Here is a 21073-nt window from a genome sequence, read left to right as displayed (position 1 = left end):
TAAACCGGCCAGATCATCAGTCAAAAAATCCTCGTTGCGGTGTTCCCCGCGCCAGCGGGGATAAACCGGGGGAACTGGTCGCCGCCGCCGTTTGTTATGCGTGTTCCCCGCGCCAGCGGGGATAAACCGAAATTTGTTCTGAAAATGTGATAATATCAACAGTGTTCCCCGCGCCAGCGGGGATAAACCGAATACGGTGCTGGAGATGCGCCCGCTGGATGTGTGTTCCCCGCGCCAGCGGGGATAAACCGTCCAGCCGCAGCCCCTGCCGCAATCTTGATCAGTGTTCCCCGCGCCAGCGGGGATAAACCGAGGATAGCCAGCCGGGGACACTAGAGGAGTATGTGTTCCCCGCGCCAGCGGGGATAAACCGCGCATTCATTTTCAGTCTTTATCAATCGCGGGGTGTTCCCCGCGCCAGCGGGGATAAACCGGTATCACTTTGATTTTTCATTAGTTTCTCTTCGTGTTCCCCGCGCCAGCGGGGATAAACCGCGTTCAGTATTGCCGGGCTACGCGTCGGGCTGGTGTTCCCCGCGCCAGCGGGGATAAACCGCTGCTTGAGGGCGCATCTTGTGTAAAAAAAGAGTGTTCCCCGCGCCAGCGGGGATAAACCGGCGCAAAATATCTGCAATAAAGCGTCGCTGACGTGTTCCCCGCGCCAGCGGGGATAAACCGCGGGCCATTAGGATTCCTCTGAGTATTGTAAAGTGTTCCCCGCGCCAGCGGGGATAAACCGCAACGTCTCGCTGTCGAGATAGCTGTTGTCCGGTGTTCCCCGCGCCAGCGGGGATAAACCGGGTCAGGCGATTATATTTGCGTGGATTGACGAGTGTTCCCCGCGCCAGCGGGGATAAACCGAGCTTCATCAAATCCTCTATTGTTCCGATGTGGTGTTCCCCGCGCCAGCGGGGATAAACCGACCATTGAATACCTGCAAAGGCGTATCAAATCGTGTTCCCCGCGCCAGCGGGGATAAACCGGCACTGAATTTTATCTCCGGCCAGGTATTCGGGTGTTCCCCGCGCCAGCGGGGATAAACCGTTTTGCGGAGGCTATTTGGGGAGATGAAGTCAGTGTTCCCCGCGCCAGCGGGGATAAACCGATACTAACCCTATATTATCCGCAACACTGGAAGTGTTCCCCGCGCCAGCGGGGATAAACCGAGATCGCCTTTTTCGTTCTGGCCAACAACGAAGTGTTCCCCGCGCCAGCGGGGATAAACCGTTTTTTGCCCTGGGTGAGAACAGGGGGGTGAGGTGTTCCCCGCGCCAGCGGGGATAAACCGCGGCAGCAGGAAGTTCCTCTCTCCCTGACGAGGTGTTCCCCGCGCCAGCGGGGATAAACCGTTATAAATTGCGTTAACGCGTTTTGGGGTAAAGTGTTCCCCGCGCCAGCGGGGATAAACCGTGTTTTTAATTCCACATCACCAGTGAACATATGTGTTCCCCGCGCCAGCGGGGATAAACCGACTTGCCAGTTTTGTATCTTCATCAGCTGCGGGTGTTCCCCGCGCCAGCGGGGATAAACCGCATACGTGCGTAAGGGGTTATCGCCTCAGTAAGTGTTCCCCGCGCCAGCGGGGATAAACCGCAAATCGAAATGTTCTCTTTTTTCTTTCAATTGTGTTCCCCGCGCCAGCGGGGATAAACCGTTTGCAATCATTCTGCAATATATGTAGGTGATGTGTTCCCCGCGCCAGCGGGGATAAACCGGACATTGCAACGTAAATATTTTTGATGAGGGCGTGTTCCCCGCGCCAGCGGGGATAAACCGCCTGGATATCTCTAATAAAGGTCATTTACGATGTGTTCCCCGCGCCAGCGGGGATAAACCGCACCCAGCCAAACACGGTACATATGATGAAAAGTGTTCCCCGCGCCAGCGGGGATAAACCGTGCTGGCTCGCCCAGTGTTGGCCGCTATTGCGGTGTTCCCCGCGCCAGCGGGGATAAACCGCGATCCGTTATGAGTTTGAGCTGAAGATGCCAGTGTTCCCCGCGCCAGCGGGGATAAACCGAGTTAATCCAGTGGCTATCTTGCCATTCTGTGGTGTTCCCCGCGCCAGCGGGGATAAACCGTTATATATTATCTATTTATTGATTATTTTACAGTGTTCCCCGCGCCAGCGGGGATAAACCGATGGATCCGTGGGCGAAATAGTGGGGAAAAACGTGTTCCCCGCGCCAGCGGGGATAAACCGATGCCCCCCCGACAGAGACGCGCCCACCGCTCGTGTTCCCCGCGCCAGCGGGGATAAACCGTTACGGTTTATTCACAACATATATGACCGTGAGTGTTCCCCGCGCCAGCGGGGATAAACCGTTGGCTGTCTGCGTGATAAATGCAGAGTGTGAGTGTTCCCCGCGCCAGCGGGGATAAACCGGAGATCGGGAGAATAAACGCGCGGAAGAAGAAGTGTTCCCCGCGCCAGCGGGGATAAACCGGTTCGCTGTGGCCGTGGGCAGAGGATTGCGAAGTGTTCCCCGCGCCAGCGGGGATAAACCGTGGACCAGCGTCCACGTTCGCCCCCGGTCAGCGTGTTCCCCGCGCCAGCGGGGATAAACCGCTGTCTGGCGTTGAGGTTATCTCAGACGAGGCGTGTTCCCCGCGCCAGCGGGGATAAACCGCTGAGCGACTTTCTGCGCGCCTTAGCGACGAAGTGTTCCCCGCGCCAGCGGGGATAAACCGCCGGAGCCTGACCAGGATTTTTCCGCCGTGTAGTGTTCCCCGCGCCAGCGGGGATAAACCGGACAAACCACTTTTCAGGTAGGTCTCGATCGGGTGTTCCCCGCGCCAGCGGGGATAAACCGCTCGTTTGCCGCCAGGGTAATAAAATCGCTAAGTGTTCCCCGCGCCAGCGGGGATAAACCGCTGAAAATATTGAGCTGTTTACCGCAAAAACCGTGTTCCCCGCGCCAGCGGGGATAAACCGTCCAGTTTGAACAAATAAGAGAAGCGCAAAACGTGTTCCCCGCGCCAGCGGGGATAAACCGCCGGTAGCGTAAAAATTCGCCGCATCAGCGAAGTGTTCCCCGCGCCAGCGGGGATAAACCGCGGGCAATGATGCGCGAGCTATTCCGGCCACAGTGTTCCCCGCGCCAGCGGGGATAAACCGATCTGTTATTCATTTAAATATATAAACCTGTGCGTGTTCCCCGCGCCAGCGGGGATAAACCGTTGCAGCCGCCCATTTGATGACCTCGTCTCCTGTCAGCGGGGATAAACCGACGACGTTGAAGAAGCAGAACACGAAATTCAAGCGTTCCCCGCGCCAGCCGGGATAAACCGGGCGGCGCGGCGTTCGGTGTGGCTCAGGGCGCGCGTTCCCCGCCCCAACAAGGATAGCCGTTGCATAATCATAATCTGTGTACCAGTAATGGTTGCTACAAACCTGTAAAGTAAAAAGGCCGCGTTTTCCCGGGGAGGCTTTTATACAGGAGAAGGCCATGGCGTTAAGGATCAGGGTATTGCTCGAAAATCATAAGGGAGCTGGAGCGGATAAATCGTTGAAGGCCCGGCCAGGGTTAAGCCTGTTGGTTGAGGATGAGTCTACGTCGATCTTGTTCGATACCGGCCCTGATGGCAGTTTTATGCAAAACGCGTCGGCGATGGGGATCGACCTGTCCGATGTGTCTGCTGTGGTGCTTTCGCATGGTCATTACGATCATTGCGGCGGCGTGCCGTGGCTTCCTGATAGCAGTCGAATCATCTGCCATCCCGATATTGCGCGCGAACGTTATGCAGCAATGACTTTTCTTGGTATTACCCGAAAAATAAAAAAATTGTCGTGTGAGGTGGACTATTCACGCTATCGAATGATGTACACGCGTGACCCCCTGCCGATTGGCGAAAACTTTATCTGGTCAGGGGAAATACCGGTGGTTGCGCCTGAAGCCTATGGCATTTTTGGCGGCCACGATGCGGAGCCGGACTCTATTTTGGATGAGGGTGTACTGATTTACCAATCGGCAAAAGGATTAGTCATCATTACGGGATGCGGGCATCGGGGGATCGCAAATATTGTCCGGCACTGTCAGAACATTACCGGTATAAAGCGGATTTACGCGCTTGTCGGCGGATTTCATCTCCGCTGCGCATCACCGTTCACGCTGTGGCGAGTCAGGCGCTTTCTGCAAGAACACAAACCTGAAAAACTATGCGGTTGTCACTGTACAGGGGCCTGGGGGCGGTTGTGGCTACCGGAAATAACCGCACCTGCAACCGGTGATATGCTGCGCTTTTAACACCGCGCGCTGGACAATGTTTTCACTGATAAAACGTCGTGTGGATGGGTTGGAATCAATCTGCCATCCAGCCCACGCGTTAATAAACCTTATTCGCCGCGATAGACGCAGCCGGCTGTACAGGTCTCTTTCACCATCACGGCGCTCAGGAGCGGCACGACGGGCTTAACCTGATCCCAAATCCATTTTGCCAGCACTTCGCTGGTGGGATTGGACAGCCCTGGAATATCATTCAGATAGTAGTGATCAAGACGATCGTAAGTAGGTTTAAACGCCGCTTTGAGATCCGCGAAATCCATAATCCAACCGGTATGCGGATCGACTTCACCGGTAATTTCGAGACGCACCATAAACGAGTGTCCGTGCAGGCGGCCGCACTTATGCCCTTCAGGCACGTGAGGCAGGCGGTGAGCGGCTTCAAAGGTGAAATCTTTATACAACGTGGTGGACATGATGAACTCTCAGGCAATAAAAAAACCGCCGTAGGGTACCGGAAAGCGCATTTTTTATCATTAACTAAAACCATTCTCCGCCTTGTGACGGGCAATTAATTTAAGAATTTCCAGAAAATTTAATAATTATCAATCAATTATGAAATCGATTTTGGCGTTAATAACGATAACTAAAACAGGTTAGTTCATTTGGTTATTTGTTATTTCCAACCCTTCTTTAATTGTTATTCCTCTCACCGTTAACCTTATCCTCAGTTTGGGATTTATCGCTTATACACTTCATCCTTCAAGCCGCATCTGTGTTGACTGCGTTTACTCACCCCAGTCACGTATTTATGTACGCTCCTGGGGCGCGCTCAGCTTACAGTCTGGGCTACAGCGAACTTGAATGATTTTGTGTATAGATCCGCTTTGCTTACTGGAACATAACGACGCATGACGACACCGGCTCCACTGACTGGGTTGCTTCCGCTTAATCCGGAGCAACTGGCGCGCCTTCAGGCCGCGACAACCGACCTTACTCCTGAACAGCTTGCCTGGGTCTCCGGCTATTTTTGGGGCGTACTGAACCCGCGCTCAGACGCTGTTGCCGTCACGCCTGCTCCTGAGGGGAAGATGCCGGGGATTACGCTTATCTCCGCTTCGCAAACCGGCAATGCGCGTCGTGTGGCGGAAGCGCTGCGTGATGATCTGCTGGCGGCCAACCTTAATGTGACTCTGGTGAATGCTGGCGACTACAAATTCAAACAGATTGCCAGTGAAAAACTGCTGGTGATAGTGACGTCCACCCAGGGAGAAGGCGAGCCGCCGGAAGAGGCCGTCGCGCTGCATAAATTCCTGTTCTCCAAAAAAGCGCCGAAACTGGAAAACACCGCTTTTGCCGTGTTTAGCCTCGGCGACACCTCTTATGAATTTTTCTGCCAGGCCGGTAAAGATTTCGACAGCAAACTGGCGGAACTGGGCGGTGAACGTCTGCTCGACCGTGTCGATGCTGACGTTGAATATCAGGCAGCTGCCAGCGAATGGCGCGCCCGCGTGGTTGATGTTCTGAAGTCCCGCGCACCTGTCGCGGCACCTTCGCAATCCGTCGCTACTGGCGCGGTAAACGACATCCACACCAGCCCCTATACCAAGGACGCGCCGCTGACCGCGACCCTCTCCGTGAATCAGAAAATCACCGGTCGCAACTCGGAAAAAGATGTGCGCCATATTGAGATTGATTTAGGCGACTCCGGTCTGCGTTACCAGCCGGGCGATGCGCTGGGCGTCTGGTATCAGAACGATCCGGCTCTGGTGAAGGAGCTGGTTGAGTTGCTGTGGCTGAAGGGCGATGAGCCGGTGACGGTTGACGGTAAAACCCTGCCGCTCGCCGAAGCGCTGGAGTGGCACTTCGAGCTGACGGTGAATACCGCCAACATTGTTGAGAACTACGCGACCCTGACGCGCAGTGAGTCGCTGTTGCCATTAGTGGGTGACAAAGCGCAGCTCCAGCATTACGCCGCGACCACGCCGATCGTTGATATGGTGCGTTTCTCTCCGGCGCAGCTGGATGCTCAGGCGCTAATCGACCTGCTGCGCCCGCTGACGCCGCGTCTGTACTCCATCGCCTCCGCGCAGGCGGAAGTCGAAAGCGAAGCACACGTCACCGTCGGCGTGGTTCGTTATGACATTGAAGGCCGCGCCCGCGCCGGCGGCGCTTCCAGCTTCCTTGCTGACCGCGTGGAAGAAGAGGGCGAAGTTCGCGTCTTTATTGAGCATAACGATAACTTCCGCCTGCCTGCTAACCCGCAGACGCCGGTCATTATGATTGGCCCCGGCACCGGCATCGCGCCGTTCCGCGCCTTTATGCAACAGCGTGCGGCGGAAGGGGCGGAAGGCAAGAACTGGCTGTTCTTCGGCAACCCGCACTTTACCGAAGATTTCCTCTATCAGGTGGAGTGGCAGCGCTACGTGAAAGAGGGACTGTTAAGCCGTATCGATCTCGCCTGGTCACGCGATCAAAAAGAAAAAATTTACGTACAAGACAAGCTGCGTGAACAGGGCGCCGAGCTGTGGCGCTGGATCAATGATGGCGCGCATATTTATGTCTGTGGCGATGCCAGACGCATGGCCGCAGATGTCGAAAAAGCATTGCTGGAAGTGATCGCTGAATTCGGCGGTATGGACCTCGAATCGGCAGATGAATATTTAAGTGAGCTGCGCGTAGAGCGCCGTTATCAGCGAGATGTCTACTAATGAGCGAAAAACATCCAGGCCCACTGGTGGTCGAAGGTAAACTGTCCGATGCCGAGCGCATGAAGCTGGAAAGCAACTATTTGCGCGGCACCATTGCGGAAGATCTGAACGACGGTCTCACCGGCGGTTTTAAAGGCGACAACTTCCTGCTGATCCGCTTTCATGGCATGTATCAGCAGGATGACCGCGATATTCGCGCCGAGCGTGCGGCGCAGAAGCTGGAGCCACGTCATGCGATGCTGCTGCGCTGCCGCCTGCCGGGCGGGGTGATTACTACGACGCAATGGCAAGCGATCGATAAATTCGCGGCGGATAACACGATTTATGGCAGTATCCGTCTGACCAACCGTCAGACCTTCCAGTTCCACGGCATTCTGAAGAAGAACGTCAAGCCGGTGCACCAGATGCTGCACTCGGTGGGGCTGGACGCGCTGGCGACCGCCAACGACATGAACCGTAACGTGCTGTGTACCTCCAACCCGTACGAATCGCAGTTGCACGCGGAAGCCTACGAGTGGGCGAAGAAGATCTCCGAACATCTGCTGCCGCGCACCCGTGCGTATGCCGAGATCTGGCTCGATCAGGAGAAGGTGGCGACCACCGATGAAGAGCCGATCCTCGGTCAGACCTATCTGCCGCGTAAATTTAAAACCACGGTGGTGATCCCGCCGCAAAACGATATCGATCTGCACGCCAACGACATGAACTTTGTGGCGATTGCCGAGAACGGCAAGCTGGTCGGCTTTAACCTGCTGGTGGGCGGCGGTCTGTCTATTGAGCATGGTAATAAGAAAACCTACGCTCGTACGGCCAGCGAGTTTGGCTATCTGCCGCTGGAGCACACCCTGGCGGTGGCCGAAGCGGTAGTGACGACGCAGCGCGACTGGGGTAACCGTACCGACAGGAAAAATGCCAAAACCAAATACACCCTTGAGCGCGTGGGACTGGAGACGTTTAAAGCGGAAGTCGAGCGTCGCGCGGGGATCAAATTTGAGCCGATCCGCCCGTATGAGTTTACCGGTCGCGGCGATCGTATCGGTTGGGTGAAAGGGATCGACAACAACTGGCACCTGACGCTGTTTATCGAAAACGGTCGTATCCTGGATTATCCGGGGCGTCCGCTGAAAACCGGCCTGCTGGAGATCGCGAAGATTCATCAGGGCGAGTTCCGTATCACCGCTAACCAGAACCTGATTATTGCCAGCGTGCCGGAAAGCCAGAAAGCGAAGATCGAGACGCTGGCGCGCGACCACGGGTTGATGAATGCGGTGAGCGCGCAGCGTGAAAACGCAATGGCCTGCGTGTCGTTCCCAACCTGCCCGCTGGCAATGGCGGAAGCCGAGCGTTTCCTGCCGTCGTTCACGGACAAAGTGGAAGCGATTCTGGAAAAATACGGCATTCCTGATGAGCATATCGTGATGCGCGTGACCGGCTGCCCGAACGGCTGTGGCCGCGCGATGCTGGCGGAAATTGGCTTAGTAGGTAAAGCGCCGGGTCGCTACAACCTGCATCTTGGCGGCAACCGCATCGGGAGTCGTATCCCACGGATGTATAAAGAAAACATCACCGAGTCGGATATTCTGGCCTCGCTGGATGAACTGATTGGGCGCTGGGCGAAAGAGCGCGAAGCGGGTGAAGGCTTCGGCGACTTTACGGTGCGTGCGGGCATCATTCGCCCGGTACTCGATCCCGCGCGTGATTTCTGGGAATAACCTGAATTGCCGGATGGCGGCATAAATGCCTTATCCGGCCTACCGCCCGCGTAGGCCTGATAAGCGCAGCGCCATCAGGCAAGGTATACCGCGAGGAACTTATGTCCCAACTCGATCTAAATGCCCTGAACGACCTGCCAAAAGTCGATCGCGTACTGGCGTTGGCGGAAACCAACGCCCAACTGGAAACGCTGACTGCTGAAGAACGCGTGGCCTGGGCGCTGGAAAATCTGCCTGGTGAATATGTACTGTCATCAAGTTTTGGTATCCAGGCGGCAGTGAGCCTGCATCTGGTAAATCAGGTTCGCCCGGATATCCCGGTGATCCTCACCGATACCGGCTATTTGTTCCCGGAAACCTATCAGTTTATTGATGAGTTAACGGACAAACTCAAACTCAACCTGAAAGTTTACCGCGCGGGCGAAAGTCCGGCATGGCAGGAAGCGCGCTACGGCAAACTGTGGGAGCAGGGCGTAGAAGGTATTGAGAAATACAATGACATCAACAAAGTCGAGCCGATGAACCGGGCGCTAAAAGAGCTGAAAGCGCAGACGTGGTTTGCGGGTCTGCGTCGCGAGCAGTCCGGCAGCCGCGCGCATTTACCTGTTCTCGCTATCCAGCGCGGTATTTTTAAAGTGCTACCGATTATCGACTGGGATAATCGCACGGTTTACCAGTATCTGCAAAAACAGGGACTGAAATATCACCCGCTGTGGGATCAGGGCTATCTGTCGGTGGGCGATACGCACACCACCCGCAAATGGGAGCCGGGTATGGCGGAAGAAGAGACACGCTTCTTTGGACTGAAACGTGAGTGCGGGCTGCATGAAGGGTAAATGTCCTTACGCGGTATGATTACACTTGCTGCTATGAAAAATCCGGCAGGCAGCCGGATTTTAAATTGGTTATATACCCAAAATAATTCGAGCTGCTTAAAGGCGGCAAGGGAGTGAGTCCCCAGGAGCATAGATAACTATGTGACTGGGGTGAACGACAAATCTGCCGGGAGCAGATTTGAACGTCGCGTGCGACGGCCCGTCAGGGCGAGGCCCATGGATGGGCCGAGTAATCCGTAGCCAACACATAAGCAACTTGAAGTATGAAGGGTATATTACTGACTATCTTTATACCAGTAATATATTGCGACTGCACCCATCTTTACCAATATGCAAAGAGCGTTCATGGGTTAGATATAGTTTTTCAAGAATTACATCAATAAACATTTTTTTTGCATGATAGTCGTTATAATCCTGATTAAGTGTTTTTAAAAAACCGGAATTTGTTGGTTTAAACTCTGTAAACGGTGAATAGGTATGTAGTAAATAGGAGATGCACGGATGCATCATGCTAAAAGCGACTTCACCTTGTACCTCCTGATAACCTATTTTGCAAAACTGAGTTGTAGGCTCAAAGTTACCGGCATTAATACAGGCCAGCATCGATTTTTCATCTTCAGTAAGTGAGTCCTGCCATTCGACAAGCGGGTGGTCTGGAGCCTCTGCGGGACGCATCATCTCATAAACCGCCGCTTTGATTTGTGCATTGCCCGTCACTTCTTTTCGTAGAGTAGAAATCGACTCCTGAAGTAATTCCGGGTGCCAGGTCATCTTCGCACCAATCACCTCGCATATTTGTAAAAATAACTGTCTCTCCTCTCTACTCATAGATTCTATCACTGTATCATCTGATATATTGAGGATGTCCTTAATATTGCTTTGACTGATCACCGTGTCGCCGACCATAAACAAAAATTGTGTCTGAGAGGCGTCCATCTTGATAGTAAACAGATCCTGATGAGCCGGGCAGGCCAGATGTTGTAGCCGTTTAAAGGCGTAAATTTTATTTATATCCTCTACGTTAACTTCCATCTCTCCAGGTTCACCACGGCCCTGGCCGTGAATGATGGTGTGTAACACTTTCAGCGCATGGTCCTTTTTTTCCGCTCTAAAATGATCCTGGAATTTATCCCAGCCCCCCATATGGATTGCTTTTTCTTTATCTGCGCTTAACAGATGAGCAAGCCGACTTTCATTAAGCGTATAATTTTGATGATTACCGAAGCTTAAAGTGACTGGCATAAGATTTTCCTTCAAATTTATATTATTTAATATCCGGAGTAAAATATGTCGTTCAATTCACTCTTTTTTATTAAACAGACAAGGTTTACTACAGGAGAGAATTTGAACGGCATTATCAATACAGCACATTTAGTGTTGGCAATCCTTTATGGTGACGATAATTCAGACAAAAGGTAGATGATTCGCCGAAAATGGTCGTTTTTTTAAATTTTGCCTCATGCAGGGGCATTGGATGAAGCCTCTTTGATCGCTTCTTCCAGAAGAAAAGGGCTGAAAAATTTATAATAATCATTCGTGAAATAAATATTTCTGAAGAATATATAAAGTTGAGCGAGCATATTTAAATATAATCTCAGGAAGTGCAATTTTTTTGAGGTATATCAACAAAAAAGGCCATTAAAAAGGCGTAGAGTATTTTTATTATCCACATGCTGGAGTTTACGTGTCGATATATCACTATTGGGGAAAGTCTCGACGAGGAGAAACTGACGGCGGTGATGATTATCATTTGCTTTGCTGGCATTCTTTAGATGTTGCGGCTGTGGGTTACTGGATGGTGATAAATAATATTTATTTTATTGACCATTATCTAAAAAAATTAGGCATCCAGGATAAAGAGCAGGCGGCGCAATTTTTTGCCTGGATTTTATGCTGGCATGATATTGGAAAGTTTGCTCATTCCTTCCAGCAACTATACCGTCATGAGGCTTTAAATGTCTTTAATGAGCCGACACGGCATTATGAAAAAATCGCGCATACCACGCTGGGATACGAGTTGTGGAACTCCTGGCTAAGTGAATGCCCTGAATTGTTTCCTCCTTCTTCGCTTTCAGTTCGTAAAAGTAAGCGTGTTATGGCACTTTGGATGCCAGTCACTACAGGTCATCATGGACGCCCTCCAGAGGCAATCCAGGAGCTGGACCATTTTCGCCAGCAGGATAAAGACGCGGCAAGAGATTTTCTTCTGAGAATAAAAGCGCTCTTTCCTTTAATTACCTTGCCTGAAGCCTGGGATGAAGATGAGGGTATCGCCCAATTTCAGCAACTTTCCTGGTTTATTTCCGCTGCGGTTGTACTGGCTGACTGGACTGGTTCTGCCAGCCGTTATTTTCCGCGTACTGCGGAAAAAATGCCTGTTGATACCTACTGGCAGCAAGCTCTCACTAAAGCACAAACTGCCATTACGCTATTTCCCTCAGCGGCGAATGTGTCTGCCTTTACGGGCATAGAAACGCTTTTCCCTTTTATTCAGCATCCCACACCGTTACAACAAAAGGCGCTTGAGCTGGATATCAACGTGGATGGTGCCCAACTCTTTATTCTTGAAGATGTCACCGGGGCCGGAAAAACAGAGGCGGCGCTCATATTAGCTCATCGACTGATGGCGGCAGGTAAAGCGCAGGGACTCTATTTTGGACTGCCGACAATGGCGACAGCCAATGCGATGTTTGAACGTATGGCGAACACCTGGCTGGCGTTGTATCAGCCGGACTCCCGTCCCAGCCTGATTCTGGCGCATAGCGCGCGTCGCTTAATGGATCGTTTCAATCAGTCAATATGGTCGGTCACTCTTTCTGGTACGGAAGAACCCGATGAAGCGCAGCCTTATAGTCAGGGATGCGCCGCCTGGTTTGCCGACAGCAATAAAAAAGCGTTGTTGGCGGAGGTTGGTGTAGGCACGTTGGATCAGGCGATGATGGCGGTAATGCCATTTAAACATAACAACCTGCGGTTACTGGGTCTTAGCAACAAGATTTTACTGGCGGATGAGATCCATGCCTGTGATGCCTGGATGTCCCGAATACTCGAAGGTTTGATCGAACGGCAGGCCAGTAATGGCAACGCCACTATTCTGTTATCCGCGACGCTATCGCAGCAGCAGCGAGATAAGCTGGTGGCTGCATTTTCCCGTGGGGTGAGGCGTAGTGTGCAGGCGCCGTTGCTAGGCCATGACGACTATCCCTGGCTGACTCAGGTCACACAAACAGAGCTGATTTCTCAGCGGGTTGATACACGCAAAGAGGTTGAGCGTAGTGTAGATATTGGCTGGCTACACAGTGAAGAGTCGTGCCTTGAACGTATAGGTGAAGCAGTGGAAAAAGGAAACTGTATCGCCTGGATACGTAATTCCGTTGATGATGCGATTCGTATCTATCGCCAGCTTCAACTGAGTAAGGTCGTCGCCACGGAAAACCTTTTACTCTTCCATAGTCGCTTTGCTTTTCACGATCGTCAGCGGATTGAGTCACAGACGCTGAATCTCTTTGGCAAACAGAGCGGCGCGCAACGTGCCGGTAAGGTCATTATCGCCACGCAGGTCATCGAACAAAGTCTGGATATTGACTGCGATGAGATGATCTCTGATTTAGCGCCGGTGGATTTATTAATTCAGCGGGCCGGTCGACTACAGCGTCATATTCGTGATCGTAACGGTCTGTTGAAAAAGAGTGGGCAGGATGAGCGAGAGACGCCAGTGCTGCGCATTCTTGCTCCGGAGTGGGATGACGCGCCGCGAGAGAACTGGTTATCCAGCGCCATGCGTAACAGCGCCTATGTCTATCCCGATCATGGGCGCATGTGGCTGACACAGCGCATATTACGTGAGCAGGGGACGATTCGGATGCCGCAATCTGCCCGATTGTTAATTGAGTCGGTTTACGGCGAGGATGTCAACATGCCGGTTGGATTTGCAAAAACCGAGCAATTGCAGGAAGGCAAATTTTATTGCGACCGGGCATTTGCCAGCCAGATGCTGCTTAACTTTGCGCCGGGCTATTGTGCTGAAATTAGCGATTCTCTACCGGAGAAAATGTCAACGCGGTTGGCGGAAGAGTCTGTCACGCTGTGGCTGGCGAAAATCGTGGATGGCGTCGTAACCCCTTATGCCAGCGGTGAACACGCCTGGGAGATGAGCGTGCTGCGGGTACGTCAGAGCTGGTGGGATAAACATAAAGACGAGTTTGAACGGTTAAAAGGTGAATCGTTTCAACAGTGGTGTGTTGAACAACACCAGAATAAGGATTTTGCCATCGTGATCGTGGTAACGGACTCAGCATCATGCGGTTACTCGGTGACAGAAGGTTTGACCGGGAAAATGGAGTAGATTGCCCGGCGCCGGAGGGCGCCGGGGCTTATCCCCGCTAGCGCGGGGAACATACATCACCGCAAGTTTGCTACTAACTCGGTTTATCCCGTTTAGGGAACCGCACTACTCTACCAAAGGACGTTGAAACCAAACAAACAAAAGAATGAATTTCTATTTTCATTAAGAGTTAATAGCAATCTTGCGATAAGTAATAATATGTATGTTTAATGACCCAGATCAATAAAATATTTTCTGCCCAGGAGTAGTTTTACCTGGAACGAAGGGGGTTACGGTCAAAATGCATGTTTAATTCATTGTTTTTATTAATTAATGTGAATGTATTTTTTGAACGGATTTTATTTCTGATCCATATACATTTATAGGTAACGTAATGGACGACCGGCCACGGATGGCTATCTTTGCGAGAGGATTTGCAATATGGGTTCGCTTTTAACAACGCCCTGGCTCCCCGTCCGTTTCAAAGACGGCTCGACGGGTAAGTTGGCCCCCGTCGATCTGGCGGATGAAAACGTGGTGGACATCGCCGCAACGCGGGCCGATTTACAGGGTGCAGCCTGGCAGTTTCTACTGGGGGTGCTGCAATGCAGCATCGCGCCGAAGAATAGCGCCCGGTGGGAAGATGTTTGGTTGGATGGGCTAACAGAGCAAATGCTGCGTGAAGCATTAGCACCGTTAGAACACGCTTTTCAGTTTGGCGCAGAAACACCGTCTTTTATGCAGGATTTTGAACCGTTAATCGGCGAAAAAGTGTCAGTTGCCTCGCTGCTTCCGGAAACACCTGGCGCGCAAACGACCAAATTTAATAAAGATCATTTTGTCAAACGTGGCGTAACGGAACGATTTTGCCCGCAATGCGCTGCGCTGGCGCTGTTCTCGTTACAGCTTAATGCCCCTTCTGGCGGCAAAGGCTACCGTACCGGGCTACGCGGCGGCGGGCCACTGACCACGCTAATTGAATTGCAGGTGTATCAGGGTGAGCGGCAAACGCCGTTGTGGAGAAAACTGTGGCTGAACGTAATGCCGCAGGATGTTGCGGATATGCCTTTACCTGCGACTTATGACGCGTCGGTTTTCCCGTGGCTTGCCGCAACGCGAACCAGTGAACAGGCGAATGCTATTACCACGCCGGAGCAGGTCAATAAACTCCAGGCGTATTGGGGGATGCCGCGTCGTATCCGCCTGGATTTTGCCACCTTACAGTCAGGTTGCTGCGATATTTGCGGCGCTGAAAGCGATGAGCTTCTTGGCTTTATGACCGTTAAGAACTACGGCGTTAACTACGATGGCTGGCGGCACCCTCTGACGCCTTATCGCGCCCCGGTGAAAGATCAAAACGCCTTCTTTTCCGTTAAACCGCAGCCCGGCGGCCTTATCTGGCGCGACTGGCTGGGATTAAGTCAGGAAAACCATACAGAAGCGAATAAAGAATATCCGGCGCTGGTTGTTAACGTGTTTAACGCACGCCGTCTCAGGGATGTCAAAGCGGGGATCTGGGGCTTTGGCGCGGATTTCGACAATATGAAAATTCGCTGCTGGTATGAGCATCACTTTCCGTTGCTGATGACGGAAGGTCTGATCCCTGATTTACGTAAAGCAACACAAACTGCTACCCGCCTCCTCAGCCTGCTGCGCAGCGCGCTGAAAGAGGCCTGGTTTGCCGATGCGAAAGGTGCCCGCGGTGATTTCAGTTTTATCGACATTGATTTCTGGAACCTGACGCAGGGACGTTTTCTTACCCTGATTCACGATCTGGAAAACGGCCACAAGCCGGACGAAAGGCTGAATAAATGGCAAAGAGAACTTTGGCTGTTTACCCGTCGTTACTTCGACGACCGCGTTTTTACCAACCCTTATGAGAGCAGCGATCTGAAGCGCATCATGACCGCACGCAAGAAATATTTTACGACATCGGCGGAAAAGCAAAGCGCGAAAGCCGCCAAAGCAAAGAAGCAGGAGGCTGCTGAATGAGAATTGTGCAAGAGGATCACAAGGTCACGCTGAGCAAATGGCATGAGGCGTTGCAGGAGAAGCGTGGCGCGCGGGCCAGCTTGCGGCGCAGCACGACGGTGAACGATGCCTGCCTGTCAGAAGGATTTCGCTCCCTGCTGATGCAGACGCATACGCTGTGGAAAATTGACGGGCAGGAGTGGCGCGTAACCGCGCTGGCGCTAACAGCGGCGCTGGCGGCGAATGTGAAAGCGATTGATGAGCGGCAAAAATTCGCCGCACAGCTCAACGGCGTGATGTCGGAACTGCGTTTTACCCGGCTTTGCGCAGTAAAGACGCCGGATGAACTGCTGCGCCAACTGCGCCGTGCGGTGAAACTGTCAAATGGCGCGGTCAATCTGTTTTCACTGGCAGAGGATATTTTTTGCTGGTGCCGGGAACAAGACGACTTGCTGAGCCACCATCGCCGCCAGCAGCGGTCAACCGAATTTCTCCGTATCCGCTGGGCGCTGGAATACTACCAGGCTGGCGATACCGATAACGATAACGAACAAGATTAACAGGGATATCTTTATGACAACGTTTATTCAGCTTCACTTACTGACCGCTTACCCCGCCGCTAACCTGAACCGTGATGATACCGGCGCGCCAAAAACCGTGGTGCTTGGCGGCGCAACGCGTCTGCGTATCTCCTCTCAGAGCCTGAAACGCGCCTGGCGCACCTCGGAACTGTTTGAGCAGGCGCTTGCCGGGAATATCGGTATTCGTACTGGTCGCATTGCGCGTGAGGCAGCGCAAATCCTGATTGAAAGCGGCATCGATGCCAAAAAAGCAGTTGAGTATGTGGAAAAAATTGCCAACTGTTTTGGCAAGGTAAAGGCGGAAAAGAAACCAAAAGATGAACTGACGAATGCTGAAACCGAGCAATTGGTGCATATCAGCCCTGCTGAATTTGAGGGCGTAAAAGCGCTAGCGCACCGTCTGGCGGAAGAAAAACGCGCGCCAAAAGAGGAAGAGCTTGCACTGCTACGTAAAGATCGCATGGCTGTCGATATTGCGATGTTTGGCCGTATGCTGGCGAATAAGCCCGATTTTAACGTGGAAGCCGCCTGTCAGGTCGCCCACGCCTTCGGCGTCAGCGAAACGATCGTCGAAGACGATTTCTTTACCGCTGTGGATGACCTCCGCCAGGCATCGGCAGAAGATGCAGGCGCAGGCCATCTCGGCGAAACCGGCTTTGGCTCCGCGCTGTTTTACACCTATATCTGCATCGACAAAGATCTGCTGGTGAAAAACCTGAACGGCAATGAAGAACTGGCAAACAAAACGCTGCGCGCCTTTACTGAAGCGGCGCTGAAAGTGTCGCCGACCGGCAAACAGAACAGCTTTGCCAGCCGTGCCTATGCTTCGTGGGCGCTGGCTGAAAAAGGCACCGACCAACCACGTTCACTGGCGGCCGCGTTTTATGAACCGATCAACGGTACAGACCAATTGAACGTTGCGGTTAAGCGTATTATATCGCTGCATAAGAATATGAATAAGGTTTATGACCAGCGGACTGATACCGCCAGTTTCGACGTGATGAATCAGCAGGGAAGCATGAAAGACGTGCTTGACTTCATCTGCGCGTAAGGGGCGGCTTATGAGCCAATATCTGGTTTTTCAGCTTCACGGGCCGATGGCCTCCTGGGGCGTGGATGCGCCAGGCGAAGTGCGCCACAGCCATGAACTTCCTTCGCGTTCTGCGCTGTTGGGGTTATTAGCTGCGGCGCTGGGTATTCGCCGCGATGAGGAGGAACGGCTAAACGCCTTCAATCGTCATTACCAATTTTTGCTGTGCGCCAGTGGTAACCCGCGCTGGGCGAGGGATTATCACACGGTGCAGATGCCGAAAGAGGTACGTAAGGCACGTTACTTCAGCCGCCGTGAAGAGTTGCAGGATCCTGAGTTACTGAGCGCGCTGATTTCCCGACGCGACTACTACACCGACGCCTGGTGGATGATCGCTGTCAGCGCGACGCCGGACGCGCCTTACACGTTGGCGCAGCTTCAGGCGTCGTTACAACATCCTGTGTTCCCGCTGTATCTGGGGCGCAAAAGTCACCCTCTGGCGTTGCCGCTTGCGCCGCAACTGCTGGACGGGCGTGCGCCGGATGTCCTGCGTGAAGCATATCGTTGGTATCAGGATCAATTCAATACGCTGAAACTGACTCTCCCCAGATTACAGAATGAATGCTGGTGGGAAGGTGAACACGATGGCTTAACGGCGAACAAAATTTTACGTCGTCGCGACATGCCATTGAGCCGCCAGCAATGGTTGTTCGGTGAACGTAGCGTGAATCAGGGGCCGTGGCTCCGCAAGGAGGACGCGTGTATCTCTCAAGAATAACGCTGCACACCAGCGAGCTTTCGCCGGCACAGCTCTTGCATCTGGTGGAGCGCGGCGAGTACGTGATGCACCAGTGGTTATGGGATCTCTTTCCCGGCGGCAAGGAACGGCAGTTTCTTTATCGCCGCGAAGAGTTACAGGGTGCGTTTCGCTTTTTTGTTCTCTCACAGGAACAGCCTGCCGCCAGCGCGATTTTTGACGTGCAGACTCGCCCGTTTGCGCCAATGCTGAGCGCGGGACAGACGCTGCGGTTTAACTTGCGCGCCAATCCGACAATTTGCAAAAACGGTAAGCGTCACGATTTGCTGATGGAGGCGAAACGCCAGCGTAAAACGCAGGGCGATAGCCAGGATATTTGGTCTTATCAGCAGCAGGCGGCGTTGGAATGGCTGGCGCGCCAGGGGGAACAAAATGGCTTCACCCTGCGCGAGACGAGCGTTGATGCTTACCGGCAGCAGCAGATACGCCGCGAGAAATCCCGGCAGATGATTCAGTTTAGCAGCGTGGACTATACCGGCGTGCTGGTGGTTAACGATCCCGCGCTTTTCCTGCAACGTCTGGCGCAGGGGTACGGTAAAAGCCGGGCGTTTGGCTGCGGAATGATGATGATCAAACCCGGAGACGATGCGTGACGTTTGTACCGCTCAATCCGATCCCGTTAAAAGATCGAACCTCGATGATCTTCCTCCAGTACGGTCAGATTGACGTGCTGGATGGGGCATTCGTGCTGATCGATAAAACAGGAATCCGCACGCATATTCCCGTCGGTTCGGTCGCTTGTATCATGCTGGAACCGGGAACGCGGGTTTCACATGCGGCAGTACATCTGGCATCAACGGTCGGCACCCTGTTGGTATGGGTGGGAGAAGCTGGCGTGCGGGTTTATTCTTCCGGGCAGCCGGGCGGAGCGAGAGCGGATAAATTACTCTACCAGGCAAAACTGGCGCTGGATGACGATTTGCGTCTGAAGGTAGTGCGTAAAATGTACGAGTTGCGCTTTCGCGAACCGCCGCCAGCCCGCCGCTCTATTGAGCAGTTGCGTGGTATTGAAGGATCCCGTGTGCGGGCGACCTATGCATTACTGGCGAAGCAGTATGGCGTGAAGTGGCATGGTCGTAACTATGATCCGAAAGACTGGGAGAAGGGGGATGTCGTCAACCGATGTATTAGCGCGGCGACATCGTGCCTGTACGGGATTTCAGAAGCGGCTATCCTGGCGGCGGGATATGCGCCAGCTATCGGTTTTATCCATAGCGGTAAGCCGCTTTCTTTTGTTTATGACATTGCCGATATCATCAAATTTGAATCGGTGGTGCCTAAAGCATTTGAGATCGCCGCTCGTCACCCGGCGGAGCCAGACAAGGAAGTACGACTGGCCTGCCGGGATATCTTTCGTAGTTCGAAGCTGACCGGGAAGTTAATCCCATTGATCGAGGACGTGCTAGCCGCCGGAGAAATCGAACGCCCTCAACCTGCGCCGGATATGCTGCCGCCAGCAATACCGGAACCTGAATCACTGGGTGATAGCGGCCATCGGGGGCATGGTTGATGAGTATGGTGGTTGTGGTCACGGAAAACGTACCGCCGCGCCTGCGGGGACGTCTTGCCGTCTGGTTACTTGAGGTTCGTGCAGGTGTTTATGTTGGCGATACCTCGAAGCGTATTCGGGAAATGATTTGGCAACAGATCACACAGCTTGGCGGTTGCGGGAATGCCGTCATGGCCTGGGCGGCCAACACAGAATCGGGATTTGAGTTTCAGACATGGGGTGAAAACAGACGTATTCCGGTAGATTTGGATGGACTGCGTTTGGTTTCTTTTCTTCCTGTTGAAAATCAATAAGTTGAGCGCTCTTTAAAAAGATAAATTTGTTGCTTATAAGTTGGTAGATTGTTTTTTTGTGATAATTCATTGATGTGTAAGTATATTTTTTTAGAGTGTTCCCCGCGCCAGCGGGGATAAACCGATAATAAAACTTTCATTATAACCTCTAATCATGTGTTCCCCGCGCCAGCGGGGATAAACCGATTCTATTAAATCCATTCATTTCACTTATACAGTGTTCCCCGCGCCAGCGGGGATAAACCGTAGATTATTTTTATCACGATACTAATGATAAAGTGTTCCCCGCGCCAGCGGGGATAAACCGTCCCCACATATTCAAATAATATAGCTCAACATGTGTTCCCCGCGCCAGCGGGGATAAACCGTCCATATTAAATAAATATAGAACTATTTCTATGTGTTCCCCGCGCCAGCGGGGATAAACCGAATATATTGAAATTAACTGGAGTGAAGAAATGGTGTTCCCCGCGCCAGCGGGGATAAACCGATTCTATATTGAATGGAGGTGATAGCGGCAATGTGTTCCCCGCGCCAGCGGGGATAAACCGTGGTGGTTTTCGTGGGCGTCACGGCTACGTCCGTGTTCCCCGCGCCAGCGGGGATAAACCGACGGCAATCCAGCAACTGGTTTTAATTGTCAAGTGTTCCCCGCGCCAGCGGGGATAAACCGATTACGTAATATGGAATGAGTTAAATTTAAAAGTGTTCCCCGCGCCAGCGGGGATAAACCGATCGTAATCAATTACGTCCGGGGAAAAATTGTGTGTTCCCCGCGCCAGCGGGGATAAACCGCCTGGCGAAAATTCGTCTACATTCGTGTTATAGTGTTCCCCGCGCCAGCGGGGATAAACCGGCGGCACCTACGTCTGTAAAGAGCTGGTTTATGTGTTCCCCGCGCCAGCGGGGATAAACCGCCCCGGCGTTTTAATGCGTGATACAGTCCTGAGTGTTCCCCGCGCCAGCGGGGATAAACCGGTAACGGGCAATTCTCAATAACCTGGCATATGGTGTTCCCCGCGCCAGCGGGGATAAACCGATTATTGACTCAATAAGTCATTTCTG

General features: G+C 52.8%; 14 protein-coding genes and 2 CRISPR repeat arrays (1 of these 16 cut by a window edge). Of the genes, 12 read left to right on the top strand and 2 right to left on the bottom strand.

Annotated features, from left to right (window positions below; translation table 11 throughout):
* A CRISPR array of direct repeats spans window positions 1–3180; the repeat unit is 29 nt; unit sequence GTGTTCCCCGCGCCAGCGGGGATAAACCG (it extends 2038 nt beyond the left edge of the window).
* Between the two features lie 269 nt (window positions 3181–3449).
* The gene (locus ACLD4K_RS19695) at window positions 3450–4247 is read left to right on the top strand and encodes an MBL fold metallo-hydrolase (RefSeq protein WP_411012369.1); all 798 of its coding nucleotides are present in this window, start codon (window positions 3450–3452) and stop codon (window positions 4245–4247) included.
* 89 nt (window positions 4248–4336) lie between these two features.
* Here ACLD4K_RS19695 and queD read toward each other — a convergent pair whose 3' ends face one another.
* On the bottom strand, window positions 4337–4699 hold the full coding sequence (queD, locus tag ACLD4K_RS19690; protein ID WP_000108313.1) for a 6-carboxytetrahydropterin synthase QueD: 363 nt from the start codon (window positions 4697–4699) through the stop codon (window positions 4337–4339).
* A 435-nt stretch (window positions 4700–5134) separates the two neighbouring features.
* Here queD and cysJ point away from each other — a divergent pair, with 435 nt between their 5' ends.
* The 3 genes from cysJ (at window position 5135) to cysH (ending at window position 9482) form a co-directional block, all read left to right on the top strand.
* Window positions 5135–6934 carry an NADPH-dependent assimilatory sulfite reductase flavoprotein subunit gene (cysJ, locus tag ACLD4K_RS19685; RefSeq protein ID WP_411012368.1) on the top strand — a complete coding sequence of 600 codons (1800 nt, stop codon included), beginning with the start codon at window positions 5135–5137 and terminating at the stop codon, window positions 6932–6934.
* Window positions 6934–8646 carry an assimilatory sulfite reductase (NADPH) hemoprotein subunit gene (cysI, locus tag ACLD4K_RS19680; RefSeq protein ID WP_411012367.1) on the top strand — a complete coding sequence of 571 codons (1713 nt, stop codon included), beginning with the start codon at window positions 6934–6936 and terminating at the stop codon, window positions 8644–8646. The genes cysJ and cysI overlap by 1 nt, the downstream gene beginning before the upstream one ends.
* A gap of 101 nt (window positions 8647–8747) precedes the next feature.
* A complete protein-coding gene (gene cysH, locus ACLD4K_RS19675; protein WP_411012366.1) occupies window positions 8748–9482 on the top strand; it encodes a phosphoadenosine phosphosulfate reductase in 735 nt (244 codons plus the stop codon).
* A 288-nt stretch (window positions 9483–9770) separates the two neighbouring features.
* Here cysH and sopD read toward each other — a convergent pair whose 3' ends face one another.
* Window positions 9771–10724 (bottom strand): SPI-1 type III secretion system effector SopD, encoded by a 954-nt coding sequence (gene sopD / locus ACLD4K_RS19670; RefSeq protein WP_411012365.1) that lies wholly within the window; start codon window positions 10722–10724, stop codon window positions 9771–9773.
* A 442-nt stretch (window positions 10725–11166) separates the two neighbouring features.
* On the opposite strand from sopD, the gene cas3 reads away from it, so the two are divergent.
* The 8 genes from cas3 to cas2e all read left to right on the top strand — a co-directional run bounded on the left by cas3 (window position 11167) and on the right by cas2e (window position 20008).
* A complete protein-coding gene (gene cas3 / locus ACLD4K_RS19665; protein WP_411012364.1) occupies window positions 11167–13827 on the top strand; it encodes a CRISPR-associated helicase Cas3' in 2661 nt (886 codons plus the stop codon).
* Between the two features lie 420 nt (window positions 13828–14247).
* Complete coding sequence (gene casA, locus ACLD4K_RS19660) at window positions 14248–15798, top strand: type I-E CRISPR-associated protein Cse1/CasA (protein ID WP_411012363.1); 1551 nt, start codon at window positions 14248–14250, stop codon at window positions 15796–15798.
* Window positions 15795–16337, top strand: coding sequence for a type I-E CRISPR-associated protein Cse2/CasB (casB, locus tag ACLD4K_RS19655; RefSeq protein WP_183058940.1), 543 nt, complete (start codon window positions 15795–15797; stop codon window positions 16335–16337). The genes casA and casB overlap by 4 nt, the downstream gene beginning before the upstream one ends.
* A gap of 13 nt (window positions 16338–16350) precedes the next feature.
* Entirely contained in the window at window positions 16351–17409 is a 1059-nt protein-coding gene (cas7e, locus tag ACLD4K_RS19650; protein WP_411010803.1) for a type I-E CRISPR-associated protein Cas7/Cse4/CasC, read from the top strand.
* Between the two features lie 10 nt (window positions 17410–17419).
* Window positions 17420–18166 carry a type I-E CRISPR-associated protein Cas5/CasD gene (gene cas5e / locus ACLD4K_RS19645; protein WP_175268174.1) on the top strand — a complete coding sequence of 249 codons (747 nt, stop codon included), beginning with the start codon at window positions 17420–17422 and terminating at the stop codon, window positions 18164–18166.
* A complete protein-coding gene (gene cas6e, locus ACLD4K_RS19640; protein WP_080250563.1) occupies window positions 18148–18798 on the top strand; it encodes a type I-E CRISPR-associated protein Cas6/Cse3/CasE in 651 nt (216 codons plus the stop codon). The genes cas5e and cas6e overlap by 19 nt, the downstream gene beginning before the upstream one ends.
* Window positions 18795–19715, top strand: a complete 921-nt coding sequence (cas1e, locus tag ACLD4K_RS19635; protein WP_411012362.1) for a type I-E CRISPR-associated endonuclease Cas1e — start codon at window positions 18795–18797, stop codon at window positions 19713–19715. Before cas6e ends, cas1e begins: the two co-directional genes overlap by 4 nt.
* Window positions 19715–20008, top strand: a complete 294-nt coding sequence (cas2e, locus tag ACLD4K_RS19630; RefSeq protein ID WP_183058944.1) for a type I-E CRISPR-associated endoribonuclease Cas2e — start codon at window positions 19715–19717, stop codon at window positions 20006–20008. Before cas1e ends, cas2e begins: the two co-directional genes overlap by 1 nt.
* Window positions 20009–20103: 95 nt before the next feature.
* A CRISPR array of direct repeats spans window positions 20104–21047; the repeat unit is 29 nt; unit sequence GTGTTCCCCGCGCCAGCGGGGATAAACCG.
* Window positions 21048–21073 lie beyond the last annotated feature (26 nt).

Source organism: Salmonella sp. 741265055_HSA (assembly GCF_046569525.1).
GTDB classification, from domain to species: Bacteria; Pseudomonadota; Gammaproteobacteria; order Enterobacterales; family Enterobacteriaceae; genus Salmonella; species Salmonella enterica.
This window is presented reverse-complemented; position numbering and strand designations above follow the sequence as displayed.